At 66.6% G+C, this 19491-nt stretch carries 20 protein-coding genes; 13 read left to right on the top strand and 7 right to left on the bottom strand.

The features are described 5' to 3' along the window. Positions 1–50: 50 nt before the first annotated feature. From OCH7691_RS12875 to OCH7691_RS12855, 5 genes are all read left to right on the top strand, one after another. Complete coding sequence (locus tag OCH7691_RS12875; protein ID WP_085883939.1) at positions 51–782, top strand: aspartate/glutamate racemase family protein; 732 nt, start codon at positions 51–53, stop codon at positions 780–782. An 80-nt stretch (positions 783–862) separates the two neighbouring features. Beyond that, complete coding sequence (locus OCH7691_RS12870) at positions 863–1840, top strand: TRAP transporter substrate-binding protein (protein WP_085883938.1); 978 nt, start codon at positions 863–865, stop codon at positions 1838–1840. Positions 1841–1933: 93 nt separating this feature from the next. Next, complete coding sequence (locus OCH7691_RS12865; RefSeq protein WP_085883937.1) at positions 1934–2464, top strand: TRAP transporter small permease subunit; 531 nt, start codon at positions 1934–1936, stop codon at positions 2462–2464. Between the two features lie 24 nt (positions 2465–2488). Next, complete coding sequence (locus tag OCH7691_RS12860) at positions 2489–3799, top strand: TRAP transporter large permease (protein WP_085883936.1); 1311 nt, start codon at positions 2489–2491, stop codon at positions 3797–3799. 16 nt (positions 3800–3815) lie between these two features. Beyond that, a complete protein-coding gene (locus OCH7691_RS12855; RefSeq protein WP_245826559.1) occupies positions 3816–4406 on the top strand; it encodes a cytidine deaminase in 591 nt (196 codons plus the stop codon). A gap of 25 nt (positions 4407–4431) precedes the next feature. Here the strand turns inward: OCH7691_RS12855 and OCH7691_RS12850 are convergent, their stop codons facing one another. From OCH7691_RS12850 to OCH7691_RS12835, 4 genes are all read right to left on the bottom strand, one after another. Then, positions 4432–4758 carry a hypothetical protein gene (locus OCH7691_RS12850; RefSeq protein WP_139839688.1) on the bottom strand — a complete coding sequence of 109 codons (327 nt, stop codon included), beginning with the start codon at positions 4756–4758 and terminating at the stop codon, positions 4432–4434. Positions 4759–4928: 170 nt separating this feature from the next. Then, positions 4929–5543, bottom strand: coding sequence for a DUF6445 family protein (locus OCH7691_RS12845; RefSeq protein ID WP_139839687.1), 615 nt, complete (start codon positions 5541–5543; stop codon positions 4929–4931). Positions 5544–5668: 125 nt separating this feature from the next. Beyond that, a complete protein-coding gene (locus OCH7691_RS12840) occupies positions 5669–6526 on the bottom strand; it encodes a fumarylacetoacetate hydrolase family protein (protein ID WP_085883933.1) in 858 nt (285 codons plus the stop codon). 60 nt (positions 6527–6586) lie between these two features. Next, complete coding sequence (locus OCH7691_RS12835; protein ID WP_085883932.1) at positions 6587–7525, bottom strand: 2-hydroxyacid dehydrogenase; 939 nt, start codon at positions 7523–7525, stop codon at positions 6587–6589. Between the two features lie 161 nt (positions 7526–7686). Here OCH7691_RS12835 and OCH7691_RS12830 point away from each other — a divergent pair, with 161 nt between their 5' ends. From OCH7691_RS12830 to thrS, 6 genes are all read left to right on the top strand, one after another. Continuing rightward, the gene (locus tag OCH7691_RS12830) at positions 7687–9417 is read left to right on the top strand and encodes an IlvD/Edd family dehydratase (protein WP_085884457.1); all 1731 of its coding nucleotides are present in this window, start codon (positions 7687–7689) and stop codon (positions 9415–9417) included. Positions 9418–9519: 102 nt separating this feature from the next. Next, complete coding sequence (locus tag OCH7691_RS12825) at positions 9520–10311, top strand: ABC transporter ATP-binding protein (RefSeq protein WP_085884456.1); 792 nt, start codon at positions 9520–9522, stop codon at positions 10309–10311. A 107-nt stretch (positions 10312–10418) separates the two neighbouring features. Next, positions 10419–11057, top strand: a complete 639-nt coding sequence (gene msrA / locus OCH7691_RS12820) for a peptide-methionine (S)-S-oxide reductase MsrA (protein WP_085884455.1) — start codon at positions 10419–10421, stop codon at positions 11055–11057. A gap of 151 nt (positions 11058–11208) precedes the next feature. Next, positions 11209–11571, top strand: coding sequence for a hypothetical protein (locus OCH7691_RS12815; protein ID WP_085883931.1), 363 nt, complete (start codon positions 11209–11211; stop codon positions 11569–11571). A gap of 86 nt (positions 11572–11657) precedes the next feature. Further along, positions 11658–12134, top strand: coding sequence for an iron-sulfur cluster assembly scaffold protein (locus OCH7691_RS12810; protein ID WP_085883930.1), 477 nt, complete (start codon positions 11658–11660; stop codon positions 12132–12134). A 40-nt stretch (positions 12135–12174) separates the two neighbouring features. Further along, positions 12175–14121, top strand: a complete 1947-nt coding sequence (gene thrS, locus OCH7691_RS12805; RefSeq protein WP_085883929.1) for a threonine--tRNA ligase — start codon at positions 12175–12177, stop codon at positions 14119–14121. Positions 14122–14207: 86 nt separating this feature from the next. Here the strand turns inward: thrS and OCH7691_RS12800 are convergent, their stop codons facing one another. Together OCH7691_RS12800 and OCH7691_RS12795 are read right to left on the bottom strand one after the other, a co-directional pair. Further along, positions 14208–14531: a 2Fe-2S iron-sulfur cluster-binding protein gene (locus OCH7691_RS12800; protein WP_085883928.1), complete on the bottom strand. Its 324-nt coding sequence runs from the start codon at positions 14529–14531 to the stop codon at positions 14208–14210. A 161-nt stretch (positions 14532–14692) separates the two neighbouring features. Next, positions 14693–15418 carry a Crp/Fnr family transcriptional regulator gene (locus tag OCH7691_RS12795; protein WP_085883927.1) on the bottom strand — a complete coding sequence of 242 codons (726 nt, stop codon included), beginning with the start codon at positions 15416–15418 and terminating at the stop codon, positions 14693–14695. Positions 15419–15728: 310 nt separating this feature from the next. On the opposite strand from OCH7691_RS12795, the gene OCH7691_RS12790 reads away from it, so the two are divergent. Beyond that, positions 15729–16379 (top strand): FecR family protein, encoded by a 651-nt coding sequence (locus OCH7691_RS12790; RefSeq protein ID WP_176245045.1) that lies wholly within the window; start codon positions 15729–15731, stop codon positions 16377–16379. Beyond that, positions 16345–18366: a CHASE2 domain-containing protein gene (locus tag OCH7691_RS12785; RefSeq protein ID WP_176245044.1), complete on the top strand. Its 2022-nt coding sequence runs from the start codon at positions 16345–16347 to the stop codon at positions 18364–18366. The genes OCH7691_RS12790 and OCH7691_RS12785 overlap by 35 nt, the downstream gene beginning before the upstream one ends. Positions 18367–18444: 78 nt before the next feature. Here OCH7691_RS12785 and OCH7691_RS12780 read toward each other — a convergent pair whose 3' ends face one another. After that, positions 18445–19485 (bottom strand): ribonucleotide-diphosphate reductase subunit beta, encoded by a 1041-nt coding sequence (locus OCH7691_RS12780; protein WP_139839686.1) that lies wholly within the window; start codon positions 19483–19485, stop codon positions 18445–18447. Between the last annotated feature and the right edge of the window lie 6 nt (positions 19486–19491).

Raw genomic sequence — 19491 nt, 5'->3', positions numbered from 1 at the left:
GCGCTACTATGCGGGGGTGAAACGGGCGAACGCAATCGGCGGGTGAATGCATGGCGAGCGGCGACGACGGGCCGGCGGGGACGGTCGGAATCGTGATGCTGGATACCGCCTTTCCCCGTCCGGCGGGTGATATCGGCAACCCGGCGAGCTTCGACGGCCCGGTGCGCCTGGCGCGGGTTCCGGGCGCGGCGGTCGGTCGCGTGGTCGTCGACGAGGCGATCGATGAGGGGCTGGCGTCCGACCTGCTGGCCGCGGCCCTGCGCCTCGAGGCGGAGGAGGCCTGCGCCGTGATCGCCACAAGCTGTGGCTTCCTGGCGCCGCTCCAGACACGATTCCAGGCGGCCCTGCGCGTTCCCTTCCTGTCCTCGGCCCTGCTCTGGCTGCCGATGCTCGGCGCCCAGTATGGCGGCGATGCGCCGCTCGGTATCTTGACGTTCGACGCCGACCGTCTCGGGCGGCGGCATGTTCCGGGCGGCAACCTGGACGGCCTGGCGATCGAGGGCCTGCCGAAGACAGGCGAACTCTATCGCGTGATCGCGGAAGACCGGCCGGCGCTTGACGAGGAAAAGGCGGCGGCCGACGTGGCGCTTGCAACCGGGCGGCTGCTCGGTCGCGCACCCGGATGCCGGGCGATCATCCTCGAATGCACGAATCTGGCGCCCTATCGCGCGGCGATCCGCAACCATTTCGATGGTCCGGTCCTGGGTTTGTGCGAGCTTGTGCGTACTTACCTCGACCCGCACGCAATATGCGCGTGGCGCCCGGCGGCAACCTCCGGTTAAGATACCGGCCATTGCCCGAGCGCAGAAATGCCGATAACGGCGACAGGGTAGGCGATTCATTACCAACAGGGAGCAAAAACATGCGCTTTCAATCGATCCTTCTGGCCTCCGCGATGGCCGCGGCAAGCCTTGCGGCCCCGGCGCTGGCGGCCGACAAATGGGACATGCCGCTCGCCTATTCGGCGACCAACTATCATTCCGAGAACGCAATCCGCTTCGCCGCCGCGGTGACCGAGGCGACCGGTGGCGCCCTCGAGGTCGTCGCCCATCCCAGCGGCTCGCTGTTCAAGGGCGACGAGATTTTCCGCGCCGTGCGGACCGGGCAGGCGCCGATCGGCGAACGCCTGATCTCCGCCCTCGGCAACGAGGACCCGCTGTTCGAGATTGACGCGCTGCCGTTCCTCGCCACCAGCTTCGACGACGCCTGGAAGCTTTATGTGGCGAGCAAGCCGGCAATGCAGGAACTGCTGTCCGAGAAGGGGCTGATGCTGCTTTATGCGGTGCCGTGGCCGCCGCAGGGGCTCTACAACAAGACCCCGGTGGCGAGCGCGGCGGACATGAAGGGCGTCAAGTTCCGCGCTTACAACGCGGCGACCTCCCGGCTGGCCGAACTGCTCGGCGCCATCCCGACCAAGATCGAGGCTTCCGAGCTCAGCCAGGCCTTCGCCACGGGCGTTGCCGACAGCATGATTTCCTCGGGCTCGACCGGCTATGACCGGAAGATCTGGGAACATGTGAAATACTGGTACGACGTCCAGGCATGGCTTCCGAAGAACATGGTCATCGTCAACAAGGACGCCTGGAACGATCTTGATGCCCAGACGCAGGGGATCGTGCTCGGCGCGGCGGCGATGGCGGAGCAGGCCGGCTGGGCGAAGGCGCGCGAACTCTCCGACTGGTACAAGGAAAAGCTCGCCGAGAACGGCATGACCGTCGAGGGGCCGAGCGACCAGCTCAAGGCCGACTTCCTCAAGATCGGCGAGACGATGACCGCCGAATGGGAAGCCAAGGCCGGCGAGAAGGGCAAGGCGATCGTCGAGGCCTATCGCGCCAAGTGACGCTAGCGACGGGCCGGGCGGACCGGATGGCAGCCGTGCCGTCCAGCGCCGTCCGGCCGTTGTGCCCCCCGACGCCCGGATTGCGGAGGCGACATGACCTTCCTGCGCGCATTGGAGCGCGGCCTTGACCGACTCTACCTGCTGAGCGGTTACCTGGCGGCGCTGTTTCTCGTCGTGCTCGGGGTGCTGATCTTCATCAGCATCGCCAGCCGCGCCCTCGGCGTCTACATGGCCGGACTGACTGCCTATTCCGGCTACGCGATGATCGCCTCAACCTTCCTCGCCTTTGCCTATACGCTGAAATCGGACGCCCATATCCGGGTCGAGCTGTTCATCAACCGCGCCGGCATCCGGCTTCGCAAGGGCATGGAGATCTGGTGCCATGTCGTCGCGGCCGGTTTCGGCAGCTATTTCGCCTTCTACAGCATCCGGATGGTCTGGGTTTCCTATCGCTTCCAGGAGCGCAGCGAGGGATCCGACGCGATCCTGCTGTGGATCCCGCAACTGGCCATGGCGCTCGGGACGACGATCTTCGCCATCTCGCTGGTGCATTCGCTGGTCCGCGTGCTGATCACGCCGGCGGCGGAGATCCGGCGGGCTCCGGCGCAGGAGATCGGCCATTGACGCCGGTAGGGGGAGGCTGAGGCGATGGACGAGTTGATCCTGATCGGGGTCTTCCTGACGATCCTGCTGTTCTTCCTCGGTTCCGGCATCTGGGTCGGGATCTCGCTGATCGGCGTCTCGGTGGTCGGCATGTTCCTGTTCACCTCGCGACCGGTCGGCGACGCGATGGCAACGACGATCTGGAGCGCGTCGTCATCCTGGACGCTGACGGCGCTGCCGCTCTTCATCTGGATGGGCGAGATCCTGTTCCGCACGAAGCTGTCGGAGAACCTGTTCCGTGGTCTGGCGCCGTGGCTGAACCGCCTGCCGGGCGGCCTTCTGCATGTCAATATCGCGGGCTGCGCGATCTTCGCGGCGATTTCCGGCTCTTCGGCCGCGACCGTCGCGACCGTCGGCAAGATGTCGATCCCGGAGTTGCAGCGGCGGCAATATCCCGAACGGATGATCATCGGCACCCTGGCCGGCGCCGGCACGCTCGGGCTGCTCATTCCGCCCTCGATCATCCTGATCATCTATGGCGTGACGATCAACGAATCGATCGCCAAGCTGTTCATGGCCGGGGTCTTCCCGGGGATCATGCTGGCCCTGCTGTTCATGAGCTACGTGGTGATCTGGTCGCTGCTCAACCGCTCGAGGATGCCGGACCCGGACCCGCCGGCGAGCTGGGGCCTGAAGATCCGGGCCTTCATGGAGCTGGCGCCGGCGGCGCTGCTGATCATCGCCGTGCTCGGCTCGATCTATCTGGGCATCGCGACCGCGACCGAGGCCGCCGTGCTCGGCGTCATCGGCGCTTTTCTGATCGCCGCCTTCCAGGGCTCGCTGACCGTCGAGAGTTTCCGGGAATCGCTGCTCGGCGCGACCCGGACCTCGGCGATGATCGCGCTGATTCTCGCCGGCTCATCCTTCCTGTCGCTCGCCATGGGCTTTACCGGCCTGCCACGCGGGCTGGCGAGCTGGATCGGCGAACTCGGCCTGAGCCCGCTGACGCTGATCGTCGCGCTTACGATCTTCTACATCGTCCTCGGCTGCTTCCTCGACGGGATCTCGGCGGTGGTGCTGACCATGGCGGTGATCGAGCCGCTGGTCCGCCAGGCAGGTTTCGACATGATCTGGTTCGGGATCTACCTGGTGGTCGTCGTCGAGATGGCGCAGATCACCCCGCCGATCGGCTTCAACCTGTTCGTGCTGCAGGGCATGACCGGTCGCGACATGGATTTCATCGCCCGGGCGGCACTGCCGATGTTCGGGATCATGATCCTTGCCGTCGTCGTGCTCTACGCGGTCCCGGAGGTGGCGACCTATCTGCCGCACGTCATGTCGCAACCGACCCGTTGAGAGAAGAGGTATCCTGGTGAACGTGATCCTGCCGGCGCTTGAGCTGCCGGCCGCACGGGTCGAGACCCCGCACGGCGCGATGGTCGTTCCCGGCCGCGCGCTGCCGGCCAGGTCCGTCGATATCGATGCATCGCTCGTCGCCCGCCTGATCGGCGCCGCGCGCAGCGCGGCCGGCTGCGCCCATGTGCCTTACTCGAACTTTCATGTCGGCGCGGCGCTGGTCATGGCGGACGACCCGCAGGCCCGGGTCTTCACCGGCGCCAACATCGAGAATGCGAGCTACGGGGCGACCAATTGCGGCGAACGCTCGGCGATCTTCGCCGCCGCTGCCGCCGGGTTCCGGCGAATCCGCTATCTCGCCGTGTCGACCGTGGATTCGCTCGGCCAGCCGATCGAGCAGCGCTCGCCCTGCGGCATCTGCCGCCAGGTGATCGGCGAGTTCGCGATGCATGCCGATCCGGGAAATCCGGGAAGCCCGGGCGATCCGGACGCCCTGGCCGCGTCGGGGGACGAGACGCTCGTCTTCATCGACAGCGGCGCCGAGGGCGTGCTCTGCGAGATCCTCGACATGGAGCGCCTGCTGCCCTTCAGCTTCCGCCTCGGTTGAGCGGTTCGGCCCCCGGGCGGAGGCTTCAGGGCAGGGTGCGCCAGTCGCAGCGCAACTCGCGTTCGCCGAGCCGGTCGGTGCGGAGTTGTTCGCAGACCTGAAGCAGCCCTCGCTTCCGGTCGACCAGCCAGACGCGCTTGCCAGCGACCGCCTGCAATCCGGACGACGCCGGCGCCTCGACCCGGGCGCGGTGGACGACCGGGGTGCCACGCTGGACCATGACACCCTGGATCTTTTCGGCGTTCACCACCTCCGGGGACTGACCGCCGCGATGAACGACGACGCCCTCGGCCCAGGCCGGGCCGGTGATGAGCATGAGAAGCGCCGCCGCCGACGCCGTTCCAATATTCATGATGCTGCCTCCCGGGCCGGGATCGATCGCCCGGACCTTCATGGTTTCTTTACCATGACCCGCAAGTTCCTTGCCATTTACGGGGCGAGAGAAATCAACGGCTTGGCGGAACCGGACTATGCGGGAACGGCGGGAGTGTCAGGCAGGCCGACAGTTTCGGCGGGTGACGGTCAGGCCCTGTTGAAGAACAGGAGATGGACCAGACGGCCGTTCTCCGGCTTGTCGCCGAAGGAGTTGCCGGGCGCGTGCCAGAGCCAGGGACGGAGCAGGATCAGCCGATTGAAGCGCATCGGGATCGTTGTCAGCAATTCCCACTGGTCGGGATCCTTGCTGCTGTCCGCCAGGATCTCTTCCGAGGCCTCGAAGGAGGAATTGTAGCCAAGCGGCTTGTAGTCCGATTCGAAAATGGGCGCCTGGTCGGTGCCGAGCTTCCTGTGGCGGTAGAGATGGGTGCCGCCCTGGCAATGCTCGGGCAGGGTCAGGTAGATGATCCCGGACCAGTAAACCGCGTTGTCGACGTGGATGTCGGAGGTCGCTGCCTCGTCGTCGCCGGCAAGGCCGATCCGGAAATTGCCGTGCGGGGTCTTCATCGCCCCCTTCACCGGTTCGTTGACGAGGCGGGAGACGATGTCGTCGACCTCGCGGAAGAGGACTTTCCCCTTCGAATTCCGGCCGTGATAGATGTTCGGCGGCGGCTGGACGGGATAGTCCAGCTCGAGCGCGCGCTTCCGCACCTCGTGCGGGTCCGGGTAGAAATCGTCCACGACTAGGAAGGAAAGATGCATCGCCTGGTCGGTCCCCAGCTTCGGCCGGCCGGCACGATCCGGTCGCCGGCCATCGGTCCGCTTTTAGCGGAGCCGGCGCGGACGCTCAACCATCGCTGGCTTCGCGCCCGGCCGGAAGGCGGCGCTCAGAGCGGACGGTCGTCCCAGTCGATGACCGCCTGGCGCTGTGCGCCGAGGCCATCGACCCCCAGGGTGACGGTCTGGCCCTTGCGGAGATAGGTCGGCGGCTTCTTGCCCATGCCAACGCCCGGCGGCGTTCCGGTCGAGATCACGTCGCCCGGCTCCAGGGTCATGAAGCGGCTGACATAGGCGATGATCTCGCGAACCGGGAAGATCATCGTGCCCGTGTTGCCGGCCTGCTGGCGGACGCCGTCCACGTCGAGCCAGAGATCGAGTGCCTGCGGATCGGCGATCTCGTCGGCCGTCACCAGCCACGGGCCGAGCGGCGCGAAATTGTCGGCGCTCTTGCCCTTGGTCCACTGGCCCGTGCTCTCGAGCTGGTAGGCGCGCTCGGAGACGTCGTTGCAGACGCAGTAGCCGGCGACGTGATCGGCCCAGTCGGCCTCTTCGATATAGCGGCCGCCCTTGCCGATGACGAAGGCGAGCTCGACCTCCCAGTCGGTCTTCTGCGAGCCGCGCGGCAGCAGGATCGGGTCGTCCGGTCCGCAGATCGAGCTGTTGGCCTTGAGGAAGATCACCGGCTCGGCCGGCGGCGCGACGCCTGCCTCGGCGGCATGGTCGGAATAGTTGAGCCCGATGCAGACGAGCTTGCCGATCCGCCCGACGCAGGGGCCGAGGCGCGGCGTGCCCGGTACCGTCGGCAGCGTCGCCGCGTCGAGCCCGGCCAGTTTCGCAAGGCCGGCCGGCAGCAGCACATCGCCGGCAACGTCGTCGATCACGCCGGAGAGATCGCGGAGCGTGCCCTGTCCGTCGATCATGCCGGGCTTTTCGGCGCCCTTCGGGCCGAAGCGTACCAGTTTCATCGTTCGTGGATTCCCTGCTTGATTCGTTGTCGCTCGGTCGCTGCGGGACGCGAGCCGGATTCAGACCGGTGTGACCGCCCGCCGGCCCGCGAAATGCGCCCGCAAATTCTCGATGACCAGGTCGCCCATGGCATGGCGCGTCTCGATCGTCGCGCTCGCTTTATGCGGCTGAAGGACGACGTTGTCGAGGGCGAGCAATGCCTCGGGCACATGCGGTTCGTCCGCGAAGACATCGAGCCCTGCTGCGCCGAGGCGCTTCTCGACCAGGGCGGCGACCAGTTCCGGCTCGTCGACCACCGTGCCGCGGGCGACATTGATCAGCGTGCCCTCGGGGCCGAGCGCGTCAAGTACGGCGCGGCCGACGAGATTGTCGGTCGAAGGTCCGCCGGGGCAGAGGACGACCAGGTGGTCGCAGGCCGCGGCCATCTCGACCAGGTCGGGCATGAAGCGGTAGGGCTGGTCAGGCTGTTCCCGGCGGCCATTGTAGACGATTTCCATTCCGAAGAGCCCGGCCTTGCGGGCAAAGTCCTTGCCGATCCGGCCAAGCCCGAGAATGCCGAGCCGGGTGCCGCGCAGGCCGTGTTCGAGCGGCATCGGCCCGTCGCGCCATTTACCCTCCCGGACGAAGCGATCGCCGGCCACGAGCCGCCGCGTCGTCGCGAGCAGCAACGCGAGGGCCATGTTGGCGACTTCGTCGTTCAGCACGTCCGGGGTGTTGGTGACGATGATGCCGCGGTCATGCGCATGCTCGACGTCGATCGTGTCGACGCCGACGCCGAAACTGGCGATGATCTCCAGGTTCGGCAGCCGGTCCATGAGCGCGGCGTCGGCGCCGCTTCGGCCGCCCGTGCCGATGGCGCGGATCTGTCCCGCGACCCGGTCGAGCGTCTCCTCGCGATCCTCGGCCTCCCAGAGGCGATGAACGATGTAGTCGCTTTCCATCGCGGCCATGACATGCGGCATCATGGGGCCGACGAGAAGCAGCTCCGGTTTTTTCATTATCTCCCCCCGCGATATCGTCGCCGACTCATTAGACTTGACGACCGATTCACGAACGGGCGTAGGGTAGCTTCCATTGGACGCCGGAACAATGCGGGTTGTCGGGCAATCCGGACGTGCGTTTCAATAACATCTGGACAGCCGGAAAGTCGGGGGACGACGTGACGACGACGAAGCGGAAGATGCGTAGCAGCGAATGGTTCGGAAAGGCCGGCAAGGACGGCTTTCACCGGCGCAGCTGGATGAAGAACCAGGGCCTGCCCGATCATCTGTTCGACGGGCGCCCCGTCATCGGGATCTGCAACACCTGGTCCGAGCTCACGCCCTGCAATGCGCATTTCCGGGTGCTGGCCGAGCGGGTCAAGCGCGGCGTCTACGAGATGGGCGGCTTTCCGCTGGAGTTCCCGGTCATGTCGCTCGGCGAGACGCTGATGCGTCCGACGACGATGATGTTCCGCAACCTTGCCTCGATGGATGTCGAGGAATCGATCCGCGCCAACCCGCTCGACGGCGTGGTCCTGCTGGTCGGCTGCGACAAGACGACCCCGTCGCTGGTCATGGGGGCGGCGTCCTGCGATCTGCCGACCGTCGTGGTCTCGGGCGGGCCGATGCTCAACGGCCGCTGGCGGGGCGAGGAGATCGGTTCCGGCACCCATGTCTGGAAATTCGATGCGATGGTCAAGACCGGCGAGATGTCGCTCGACGACCTGGCCGACGCCGAGGCCTGCATGTCGCGCTCGGTCGGCCATTGCATGACCATGGGCACCGCCTCGACGATGGCCTCGATGATGGAGGCGCTCGGCATCGGGCTGCCGTCGAACGCGGCGATTCCTGCCGCCGATTCCCGGCGCAATGCGCTCGCCCACGTTGCCGGGCGGCGGATCGTCGAGATGGTGCGGGAGGATCTCAGGCTGTCGAAGATCCTCACCCGCGCGGCATTCGAGAATGCGATCCGCGCCAACGGCGCGATCGGCGGCTCGACCAACGCCATCGTCCATCTGCTGGCGATCGCCGGCCGGATCGGTGTCGACCTCACCCTCGACGACTGGGACCGGCTCGGCCGCGAGGTGCCCTGCCTGGTCAACCTGATGCCGTCCGGGGCGCATCTGATGGAGGATTTCTACTACGCGGGCGGTCTGCCCGTGGTGTTGCGGGAACTGGGCGAGAACGGCCTGCTGCATCGCGACGCGCCGACGGTGAGCGGCCGGACGATCTGGGAGAATGTGGAGGGGGCGACCTGCTACAACCGGGACGTCATCCACGGCTTCTCGGCGCCGTTCAAGGCGCATGGCGGGATCCGCGTGCTGCACGGCAACCTCGCCGCCTCGGGCGCGGTGATCAAGCCCTCGGCGGCCACCCCGGCGCTGATGATCCATCGCGGGCCGGCCGTCGTGTTCGAGGATATCGACGATTACAAGGCCCGCATCGACGATCCCGATCTGGACATCGACGCGGACAGCGTGATGGTCCTGAAGAACTGCGGGCCGAAGGGCTATCCGGGCTTCCCGGAAGTCGGCAACATGGCGCTGCCGGCGAAGCTGCTGAAAGCGGGCGTGACCGACATGGTGCGGATTTCCGACGCCCGTATGAGCGGCACCGCCTATGGCACCGTCGTGCTGCACGCCGCGCCCGAGGCCGCCGTTGGCGGTACCCTGGCACTGGTCCGGAGCGGTGACATGATCGAACTCGACGTTGCCGCCGGACGCCTGCACCTGGATGTCACCGAGGACGAACTGGCCCGACGCCGCGCCGCCTGGCGGGCGCCGGAGGCGCCGGCGCCGCGCGGCTATGCCTGGCTGCATCACCAGCATGTCATGCAGGCCGATGTCGGCGCCGACTTCGACTTCCTGCGGGGCGCATCGGGGGCGCCGATCCCGCGCGAGAGCCACTAGCAGGAAAAGCGTGCCTTCAGAGCCGCCTCGAGATTTCCAACTGGCCGGAAAATGGATTAGGGTGCCGGCCGCACGCGGATGGAATCGGGGGACGATGCGGCGATGAGCGGGGACGGCGACATCAAGATCAGGCTGGTGGATGTCTGCAAGCGCTTCGGCGACAAGCAGGTGCTCGATCATGTCAGCCTGGATATCGCCGCGCGGCGGAATGCGGTGCTGGTCGGCAGCGCGGCGAGCGGCAAGTCGGTGCTGCTGAAATGCCTGGTCGGCCTGCATCGCCCGGAAAGCGGCCGTGTCGAGATCGACGGTGTCGACACGGTCCATCTCAAGCGCGGCGAGCGGATCCGCATGATGCTGCGCTTCGGCGTGCTGTTCCAGCGCTCGGCGCTGTTCGACAGCCTGCCGGTCTGGGAGAATATCGCCTTCAAGCTGATCCAGGCGGAGCGGATGCCGCGGCCGAAGGCGCGCGAGCATGCGCTGGAGAAACTGGGCCAGGTCGGTCTCTCGGCCGATGTCGCCGACCTGATGCCGGCCAGCCTTTCCGGTGGCATGCAGAAACGCGTCGGCCTGGCACGCGCCATCGCCGGCGATCCCGAATTCCTCATTCTCGACGATCCGACAGCCGGCCTCGACCCGATCAACACCCGCAACATCAACCGCCTGATCAACAAATGCGTCGACGAGCTCGGAGCGACCGCGCTCAGCGTCACCGGCGACATGGCGAGCGCACGCGAGGAATACGACGACCTGACGATGATCCACGAAGGCCGGGTCATCTGGTCGGGGCCGACCGCCGATATCGACAGGTCGGACGATCCCTATCTGCAGCAGCTGATTAACGGACGGGCGAAGGGGCCGATCAAGATGCGCGTCCGGGCCCGCGGGCCGTCCTAGGTCGGCGCAACCTTTGCCGGCGGCTTTTCCCGGCGGCGGTCGAGCCCTATATCGCAGATGCAGGTAACGTGAGGACTGGGCAGCGGAGTAGCGCCATGTGGATGAACATGTTCGGAACCAGGAAGACGGAACTGCCGTCGGCGGCCGACGCGCTGCCGGGTCGGCCCGATCCGCTCGAAACCGCGGCCACCCACTACGTGAACGGCAATCCGCTGAAGGGGCCCTATCCGGACGGCGCCGCCTTCGCCCTGTTCGGTCTTGGCTGCTTCTGGGGCGCCGAGCGCCTGTTCTGGAAACTGCCGGGCGTCTGGGTAACGGCCGCGGGCTATGCCGGCGGGTTCACCCCCAATCCGACCTATGAAGAGGTCTGCAGCGGCCGGACCGGTCATACCGAGGCGGTCTTCGTGGTATACGATCCGGCGCTGACCTCCTACGAGGCCCTGCTCAAGGCCTTCTGGGAGGGGCACGATCCGACCCAGGGGATGCGCCAGGGCAACGATGTCGGCAGCCAGTATCGATCGGCCGCCTATTATTTCGACGCGGCCCAGAAGGCGGTGATCGAGGCAAGCCGCAAGAACTTCGAGAAAAGTCTGAAGAAGGCCGGCTACGGCGCTGTTACCAGCGAGATCGCGCCGGCGCCGGAGTTCTATTTCGCCGAGGATTATCACCAGCAGTATCTGGCGAAGAATCCGCAGGGATATTGTGGTCTCGGCGGGACCGGGGTGACCTGTGGCGTGACCGCCTGAGGCGATGGCGGCGCGGCCCGGCTTTGCCGGCCACTGTGTCAATCACCGGTTCTTGTGCGCGAAGCGGCATTCCGGCGGTGAAAGCCGGGACCGGCATCCTATATCGTCAGGGAGATGTCGATCCCTGGCGAAAAATCACAAAGGGTGCGCCGTGCCGTTCTTCGAAGAGATCAACACCGATGCGCTGACGGTCAATGCCGACGGCGCCGACCGGGAACTGGACTTGCGGGGCGTCGGCCTTGCCGAGGCGCTCGGCCGTCTGCAGCAGGCGTTGCGTGGCGGGCGGGACGATCCGGCGGCGCGGCTGTTCGTACGCATCGACCCGGCCGGGCCGGACAGCGGCGAGACGCTGTTCCAGCCGCTGGCGCGCTATCTCCTCCGGATGCGCCAGAAGGGCCATATCGTCCGATTCATGCCGGTCGCGCCGGGCGACGACGCCGGCTTCATGATCGAACTCGGCATGGGTCTTGACGACGCGGCCGGGGCGATGGACAAAAGCGGCGGTGAACCTTAGGTTTCCAGTTACTCACGGGGGAGTGGCAACAACCGGCGGCGGTCGCGGCGGATGATCCGCCCGGCGCCGGGTTCGGGGAAAGTTCGATGGTCGCGCTCAAGGACCTGTATACGAAGGAGATCCTGCGTTACGCGCTGGAAATCCCGCTGACCGACCGGCTGGACGCGCCGGACGGGGCAGTGAGCCTGAGCAGCCCGGTCTGCGGCAGCCGCTACAGCGTTTCCCTGACCTACGGGGATGGCCGGGTGACCGGCTTCTCGCATGCCATCAAGGCCTGCGCCCTCGGCCAGGCAGCCGCCTCGGTGCTGGCCCGCCATGTGGTCGGCGCCACGGGCGACGAATTGCGCGATCTGAGGGAGCGGATGTGGGCGATGCTGAAGCGCGAGGGCGAGCCGCCGACCGGCCCCTGGGCCGAACTTGAAGCACTCCTCCCCGTCAGAGATCTCAGCGCCCGCCACGGCTCGGTCATGTTGCCGTTCGAGGCGGTCGTGCAGGCCATCGATGAAATAGAAGGACGGACAAACGGGCAGGCGACGCCGTTGGCGGACGTCGTCCGGGTCTAGCGATCACTCCGCTCCGACAGGACAAGAACGGAAGAACAAGATGATGCGTATCGTGCTGCCGGACGGCTCCGTCCGGGAATGCGAGGACGGCGCCACGGGCGCTGATCTCGCTTCGCAAATCGGCAAGTCGCTGGCCAAGGCGGCGGTCGCCGTGAAGGTCGACGGCGAACTTCGCGACCTGTCCCGGCCGCTGCATGACGGGGCGAAGGTGGCGATCGTGACCCGGACCGACGAGGACGGTGTCGAACTGCTTCGCCACGATGCGGCGCATGTCATGGCCGAGGCCGTGAAGGAGCTCTATCCCGAGACCCAGGTCACGATCGGCCCGGCGATCGAGAACGGCTTCTATTACGATTTCGCGCGCGACGAACCATTCACGCCGGAGGATCTGGAACGGATCGAGGCGAAGATGCGCGACATCGTCGAGCGCAACGAGGAGATCGTCCGCGAGGTCTGGGAGCGCGACCGGGCGGTCGAGTTCTTCAAGCAGCAGGGCGAGGCCTACAAGGCGGAGATCATTGGCGACCTGCCGGCCGGCGAGGAGATCACGCTCTATCGCCAGGGTGACTTCATCGACCTCTGCCGCGGCCCGCATCTGCCCTCGACGGGCAAGCTCGGCAAGGCCTTCAAGCTGATGAAGCTTGCCGGCGCCTACTGGCGCGGCGATTCCCGGAACGCCATGCTGCAGCGGGTCTACGGCACCGCCTGGCCGGACGAGAAATCGCTCCAAGCCTACCTGCACCAGCTCGAGGAGGCGGAGCGCCGCGATCACCGCAAGCTCGGCCGGGAGATGGACCTGTTCCATTTCCAGGAGGAGGGGCCGGGCATGGTGTTCTGGCATCCCAAGGGCTGGCGCCTGTTCCAGACGCTGATCGACTACATGCGCGATCGCCAGACCGAGGCCGGCTATGTCGAGATCGCGACGCCGGAAGTGCTCGACCGCTCGCTGTGGGAGGCATCCGGCCACTGGGAGAAGTTCGGCGAGAACATGTTCACCACGGAATTGCCCGATGAACGTGTGCATTGCCTGAAGCCGATGAACTGCCCGGGCTGTGTCCAGATCTTCAAGCAGGGTATCAAGAGCTACCGCGATCTGCCTCTGTCCATTGCCGAATTCGGCAAGGTTCATCGATACGAGCCGTCCGGCGCCCTGCATGGGCTGATGCGCGTGCGGGCCTTCACCCAGGACGATGCGCATATCTTCTGCACCGAGGAGCAGATTTCCGAGGAATGCGAGAAGGTCTCCAAGCTGATCCTCTCGATCTACCGGGATTTCGGCTTCGAGGACGTCCGCATCAAGTTCTCCGACCGGCCGGCCAAGCGGGTCGGTTCGGACGAGATCTGGGACAAGTCGGAAGCGGCGTTGAAGGCCGCGGCCGAGGCCTCGGGCCTCGAATTCTCCTACAATCCGGGCGAGGGCGCATTCTACGGCCCGAAGCTCGAATTCGTTCTACGCGACGCGATCGGGCGAGACTGGCAGTGCGGCACGCTGCAGGTCGATCTGAACCTGCCGGGCCGGCTCGGCGCCAGCTATGTCGGCGAGGACGGCCAGAAGCACGTGCCGGTGATGCTGCACCGGGCGCTGTTCGGTTCGCTGGAGCGCTTCACCGGGATCCTGCTGGAGCATTATGCGGGGCGCCTGCCGCTCTGGCTGGCCCCGGTACAGGTGGTGGTCGCGACGATCACCTCGGACGCCGATGCGTTCGCGCTGGAGGTCAAGGCGGCGCTGAAGGCGGCCGGGATCCTGGCCGAGGTCGATCTGCGGAACGAGAAGATCAACTACAAGGTCCGCGAGCACAGCCACCAGAAGGTGCCGGTGATGTTCGTCGTCGGCAAGCGCGAGGCCGAGAACGGTTCGGTCGCTGTCCGCAGGCTCGGCCTGAAGGACCAGGCCGTGCTGCCGCTCGGCGAGGCGATCGCGCGGCTCCAGAAGGAGATCGGCGGACGCATCAACGAGGCCGAGGAGGCCGCGGTCGAGGCCGCCTGACGCCGGGCTTTCTGCAAGAACGACGGGGCGGTCCGGTGGGCCGCCCCGATTTCGTGTCGCCCGTCTGCCCGGATGAGCGGCGGCGGTTATTCCTCGGGCGCGATCGTCAGGGCCAGCCCGTCGAGATCCGGCGTCATGCGGATCTGGCAGGACAGCCGCGAATTCGGCTTGTGGAAGATTGTCTCGCCGACCAGTTCCGCTTCCGCCTCGCTCTTCGGCTGCAGCTTGGGCAGCCAGGCATCGTCAACGAAGACATGACATGTGGCGCAGGAACAGCAGCCGCCGCAGATTGCCTCGACCCCGAAATCGTGGTCGCGCAGATTCTCCATGACGGAAATACCGACATCCGCCTCGATCAGATACTCGTCGCCCTCGCGGTCCGTGACCCGGATCTTTGGTAGTTCGTTCATGCACTTGTCCGCCTACGCTTCATCTTCCGTGCCGATGTTCTGCCAACCGGTGTTTGCCGGAACAACCCCGGTTTGTTCCATATAGGACAGATAGCGCCTCCCGACCCGAAAATCGCCCCTGTCGCCTGCGTTGCGTTGTCGCGTCCGCCGGGGGCGGGGAGTTATCGCGCCGTGCGGTCCGGATCGCTGTCCGGATTGGCGATGGCCAGGAGCTTGGCCCGCGAGAGCACGGTGATATGGCCGCGTTCGAGGCGGATCATGTGTTCGCGTTCGAGCGACTTGAGCTGCTTGTTGACCGCCTCGCGGGTCACGCCGAGAAGCTGCGCCAGGTCGGTCTGCGACTGCCTGAGGCGGATGAAGGTGCCGCTCTCGGTCGTCTCGCCGTGCGAGATGCCGAGTTCGAGCAGCCACTTGGCGAGCCGTGCGCGCAGGTCGAGGAAGGCGGCGTCGGCGATATCCTCGGCCGAGTTGCGCAGCATCTCGCACAGCATGTCGATGATGTTCCGCATGATCCGCGGCTCGTCGTCGAGCAGCGCCATGAACGGTTCGCGCGGCAACCGGACGAGGGTCGTATCCTCCGCCGCGCGGGCGTCGGCGGTGCGCGACAGGCCGTCGAGAAGCGCGATCTCGCCGAAGAAGTCGCCCGGCTCCATCAGGTTGAGACTGACTTCCTTGCCGTCGGGACCGACGATCGAGATGCGGACCGTGCCCTCGTACACCGCGTAAAGTGCATCGCCTTCGTCGCCGCGATAGAACAGCACGTCGCCGCGCTTCAGGGGGACCACGGTGCTGAGGCCGGCCAGCCGTTCGAGGGTTTCCTCCGCCACGTCGGAAAACAGGAAATGCCGGCGAAACAGTTTCTGTCGGTCGTCCAGGGTCGGTATCATCGTCTATTGCATCCGCGCCGCTAAATTGCCAATAGGGGCGGGACAGACGCGATGGTGATCGCCTTCACATCGCGTTTCCGGTGTGAGTCCCAGCTTGTCATGCAACGGCTCGTCCCCCGATCGCGCCCGGTCGGTGTGCTTTTCAGCCCCGCACAGGGACCGATGAACGGACTATGGCACGATTTCGTCATGCGTAGCACCGGGCAGGGCACCCGCCCCTGCCGACGGAAGTAGTTATTTCATCCGATAGATACGCGCGATGCCTGCGGGCGCGCTATACCTTTTGCGTGTGGGGGAGAGGATGTCTGCCATGCTATTCGCCGTGTGGCGCCCGGGCTGGTCGCCGTCGCGTTCGATGATCCTTTGTGCCGCGGTCGTCGGGCTTTGCCTCGCCGCAGCGACCTGCGTCCGCGCCGATGAGGCCGCGATCGGCCGCGTCATCAAGCAGGTCGGGAATGTCGTCGCCATGCGCAACGGCACGACCCGTGCGCTCCATATCGGCGCCGACGTCCATGCGGGCGACAGGATCGTTACCCCTGCGCGGTCGCGGGTGAAGATCGAGTTCGCCGACAGTTCGATCATCAGCATCGGCGCCTCGACCGACCTCGAACTCGTGACCCCGACAGATCCAGGGCGCGGTCGCGGCGTCTTCAGCCTGATCAGCGGCATCGTCCGCATGCTCCTGATGCCGTCGGACGAACGGGACGGATTCGACATCGAGACCCGGACCGCCGTGGCCTCGGTACGCTCGACGGAATGGATGATCGAGGCGGCAGACGACAGCACGGCAGTGGTCGTCCTTGCTGGCAGGGTGGTGGTGGCCGCCAGGGCAAGCGGCCAGGACGTCCTCCTCGGCCCGGGAATCGGGACCGACCAGAAGGGGGACATGCCGCCGAGCGCGCCGAAGAAATGGGGAGCGAAGCGCGTTGCCGCGTTTATCGAGCGCACGACCGTCGAGTGATCCGGGAAGCCGCCTGACCGGAGGTCCCCCGGTCCGGCGCGGCCGCGTCGTCCTCCGTGTCGCGCTGTTCCTGGTCGCCGCGGTTGCCGGGCTCGTGGTCTATGGCAACTGGCGCGACCATGCGGTGCTGCAGGCCATGGAAGGGGCGGCGCTGGACTGGCGGTTCCGTTTGCGCGGCTCGGCCCCGCCGCCGCCCGATGTCGTGATTCTCGCGATCGACGAGCGAACGATCGCCGAGACGGGCGGCTGGCCCGTCGCCCGCCACGTGCTTGCCGAGGCGGTTCGCGGCCTCGACGCGGCCGGGGCGCGGACCGTCGCGTTCGATCTCATGCTGACCCGCCGCGCAGGCGACCAGACCCAGGAACTGCTCCGCCGTGGCAACGCGGAGCTGGCGGCCGCGCTCGATGCTGCCGGCAACTGCGTCCTTCCCATCGCCTTCGTGTTCGGGCCGCGCGCCGGCGACAGCCGCGACATCGAGAGGGAGCATCTGCAGGATGCGGCCTACAAGGTCGTTCGCATGGCGCCGAGGCAACGGCCGCGGGTTGCGCCGCCGCCGTCCGGCGTGCTGATGCCGTCGAAGGCGCTGCTCGGCCATGCCGCGCTCGCACATGTCAACGTCGTGCTCGATCGCGACGGTGCGCTCCGCCACCTGCCCACGGTGCTTGCCTATGCCGAACAATACTATCCGCCGCTCGCGATCGAGGCGGCGCGTCGCCATCGCGGCCTCGCTCGGGGCGAGGTGGTCGTCGATTTCGCCGCCGGCATCGTCTTCGGCGGTCATCTGAACGCGGCCGATTCGGCGATGCGGTTGCCGATCAACTATTACGGCCCGACCGGGACCTTCCCGACCTATTCGATGATCGACCTGTTGCGCCGGGAACTCCCGCCCGACGCGCTGGCCGGCAAGCTGGTGCTCGTCGGCTCGATCGCGACCGGGGTCGGCGATTTCTTCCGCTCGCCCTATGCCTATCTCCTGCCGGGCGTGGAGTATTTCGCTACCGCGACGGCCAATCTGCTGGAAGGTCGCTTTCTTGATCGCAGCGACAGGGTCGTTCTGCTGGACGCGCTGGCGATCATGGTGATGGCGGCCGCCGGCACGCTGGTGACCCTGCTGCCGTCGATACGGCTGATCGCGTTCGCCGGTATTGTCCTGTTGGTCGGATTCGGGGCCGTCGCCCAGATGGCCTTTCAGGGGGCGCTGATCTGGCTCAATGTCACGGTGCCGGGCCTTGTGTTGGCGCTCGTTGTCATCGCCGCCGCAGCCATGCGCGCCCTTCAGGACGCCGGCGAGGCTCGTGAGCAGGCGCGCCAGCGCGGCGTCCTCGCCAGCCACATGCCGGCGACCTTTGCCGACATCCTGACCAGCCGCGGCGGACCCGCGCTCGACGGCAGGCCCCGACCGGCCGCGGTCCTGTTCGCCGACCTGCACGGATTCACCAGTGCGTCCGAACGGCTCGGGCCGGAACGGACGGCGGCGCTGCTCCGTCGGCTGCACGGCGTCGTCGAGGAGGTCGTCCTGCGCCATGGCGGGATCATCCAGATGTTCGTGGGCGACGGCGCGATGATCCATTTCGGCCTGCCCGAGGGCCGGCCCGACGACTGCGTGCGTGCCGTTGTCTGCGGCATCGAACTGATCGACGACATGGCGTCGCAGGCGCGCGATCCAGCTTTTGAAGGCGCGATTCCCGATATCCGGGTCGGCATCGATTACGGCGCGGTCAGCTTCTCCGAGCTGGGCGGCAGCCGCCAGCGCCAGCTCACGGCGAGCGGCGATACGGTCAACGTGGCAAGCCGGATGGAGGCGATGACCCGAACGCTGGACGCGGACATTGCCCTTTCAGGCGCGGTCGCGACTTTGGTCCGGGCGAACGGCCGTGGCGACCTGCTGGCGTCCTTCAAGCGTCTCGATGACCAGCCGATCCGGGGCCGCGCCGGTCATCTGGATGTCTGGTATCGGCCCCGGGCGGCGAGCCCGCCCGATACGTGAGGGCAGATGTCCGGCCGGCACGAAAACGGGCGGCCGGACCGGGATCCGCGCCGCCCGTGCATTCGGTGCCGGTGTCGCTTACTGAGCCAGGGTCTGACCGGCGCCGCGCTTGCCGATCAGGCCGTCGAAGGCCGCCCAGGCGCCGTCCGCGCCATGCCAGCTGCCGCGCGTCGCGCCCTTGGAATACTCGGTCGCGCGGGCCTCGAAGAAGTTGGCATGCTCGACGCCGTTCAGGATCTCGGTCAGCCAGGGCAGCGGGTGCTCCTTGACCGCGAAGACCTCGGGCAGGCCAAGCTGGCGCAGCCGCCAGTCGGCGATGTAGCGGATGTAGTTCTTGATGTCGTCCGGCGTCATGCCCTCGACCGGGCCCATCTCGAAGGCGAGGTCGATGAAGCGGTCCTCGAGCCCGACCACGGTCTTGCAGCAGTCGACGATGTCGTCCTTGACCGCCGGGGTGAGCGCGTCGGTCTCCTTCGAGAAGGCATGGAACAGCTTGATCATGCCCTCGCAATGCAGGCTCTCGTCGCGCACCGACCAGGAGATGATCTGGCCCATGCCCTTCATCTTGTTGTGGCGCGGGAAGTTCAGCAGCATCGCGAAGCTGGCGAACAGCTGCAGGCCCTCGGTGAAGGCGCCGAACATGGCCACGGTGCGCAGGATGTCGGCATCGCTCTCGACGCCGAAGCCCTGCATGTAGTCGTGCTTGGCGGCCATCTCGCCATATTCGAGGAAGGCGGTGAACTCGCTTTCCGGCATGCCGATGGTTTCCAGCAGCAGCGCGTATGCGGCGATGTGGATCGTCTCGATATTGGAGAACGCGGCCAGCATCATCTTCACCTCGGTCGGGAGGAAGACGCGGGCGTAACGCTCCATGTAGTTGTCGTTCACCTCGACATCCGACTGGGTGAAGAAGCGGAAGATCTGGCTCAGCAGGTTGCGCTCGGAATCGCTCAGGCGATTGGCCCAGTCCCGGCAATCCTCGCCGAGCGGCACTTCCTCCGGCATCCAGTGGAGCTGCTGCTGGCGCTGCCAGAAGTCGAAGGCCCACGGATAGCGGAACGGCTTGTAGGCATGGCTGGGCGTCAGCAGGCCGGGGCGCATGGCGATTTCAGGCTTCATGTTCAT

This window comes from Oceanibacterium hippocampi (genome assembly GCF_900172325.1).
Classification (GTDB): Bacteria; Pseudomonadota; Alphaproteobacteria; order Sneathiellales; family Sneathiellaceae; genus Oceanibacterium; species Oceanibacterium hippocampi.
Note: the sequence above shows the minus strand (reverse complement) of the source record. Positions and strands in the feature narration are given on the sequence as shown.

Excerpts from the sequence above, each read along its gene's own strand:
- OCH7691_RS12795 (WP_085883927.1), bottom strand. The coding sequence starts at position 15,418 with ATGATACCGACCCTGGACGACCGACAGAAACTGTTTCGCCGGCATTTC.
- OCH7691_RS12840 (WP_085883933.1), bottom strand. The coding sequence starts at position 6,526 with ATGAAACTGGTACGCTTCGGCCCGAAGGGCGCCGAAAAGCCCGGCATG.
- msrA (WP_085884455.1), top strand. The coding sequence starts at position 10,419 with ATGTTCGGAACCAGGAAGACGGAACTGCCGTCGGCGGCCGACGCGCTG.
- OCH7691_RS12860 (WP_085883936.1), top strand. The coding sequence starts at position 2,489 with ATGGACGAGTTGATCCTGATCGGGGTCTTCCTGACGATCCTGCTGTTC.
- OCH7691_RS12865 (WP_085883937.1), top strand. The coding sequence starts at position 1,934 with ATGACCTTCCTGCGCGCATTGGAGCGCGGCCTTGACCGACTCTACCTG.
- OCH7691_RS12835 (WP_085883932.1), bottom strand. The coding sequence starts at position 7,525 with ATGAAAAAACCGGAGCTGCTTCTCGTCGGCCCCATGATGCCGCATGTC.
- OCH7691_RS12780 (WP_139839686.1), bottom strand. The coding sequence starts at position 19,485 with ATGAAGCCTGAAATCGCCATGCGCCCCGGCCTGCTGACGCCCAGCCAT.
- thrS (WP_085883929.1), top strand. The coding sequence starts at position 12,175 with ATGATGCGTATCGTGCTGCCGGACGGCTCCGTCCGGGAATGCGAGGAC.
- OCH7691_RS12825 (WP_085884456.1), top strand. The coding sequence starts at position 9,520 with ATGAGCGGGGACGGCGACATCAAGATCAGGCTGGTGGATGTCTGCAAG.
- OCH7691_RS12870 (WP_085883938.1), top strand. The coding sequence starts at position 863 with ATGCGCTTTCAATCGATCCTTCTGGCCTCCGCGATGGCCGCGGCAAGC.
- OCH7691_RS12845 (WP_139839687.1), bottom strand. The coding sequence starts at position 5,543 with ATGCATCTTTCCTTCCTAGTCGTGGACGATTTCTACCCGGACCCGCAC.
- OCH7691_RS12875 (WP_085883939.1), top strand. The coding sequence starts at position 51 with ATGGCGAGCGGCGACGACGGGCCGGCGGGGACGGTCGGAATCGTGATG.
- OCH7691_RS12790 (WP_176245045.1), top strand. The coding sequence starts at position 15,729 with ATGCTATTCGCCGTGTGGCGCCCGGGCTGGTCGCCGTCGCGTTCGATG.
- OCH7691_RS12850 (WP_139839688.1), bottom strand. The coding sequence starts at position 4,758 with ATGAATATTGGAACGGCGTCGGCGGCGGCGCTTCTCATGCTCATCACC.
- OCH7691_RS12810 (WP_085883930.1), top strand. The coding sequence starts at position 11,658 with ATGGTCGCGCTCAAGGACCTGTATACGAAGGAGATCCTGCGTTACGCG.
- OCH7691_RS12800 (WP_085883928.1), bottom strand. The coding sequence starts at position 14,531 with ATGAACGAACTACCAAAGATCCGGGTCACGGACCGCGAGGGCGACGAG.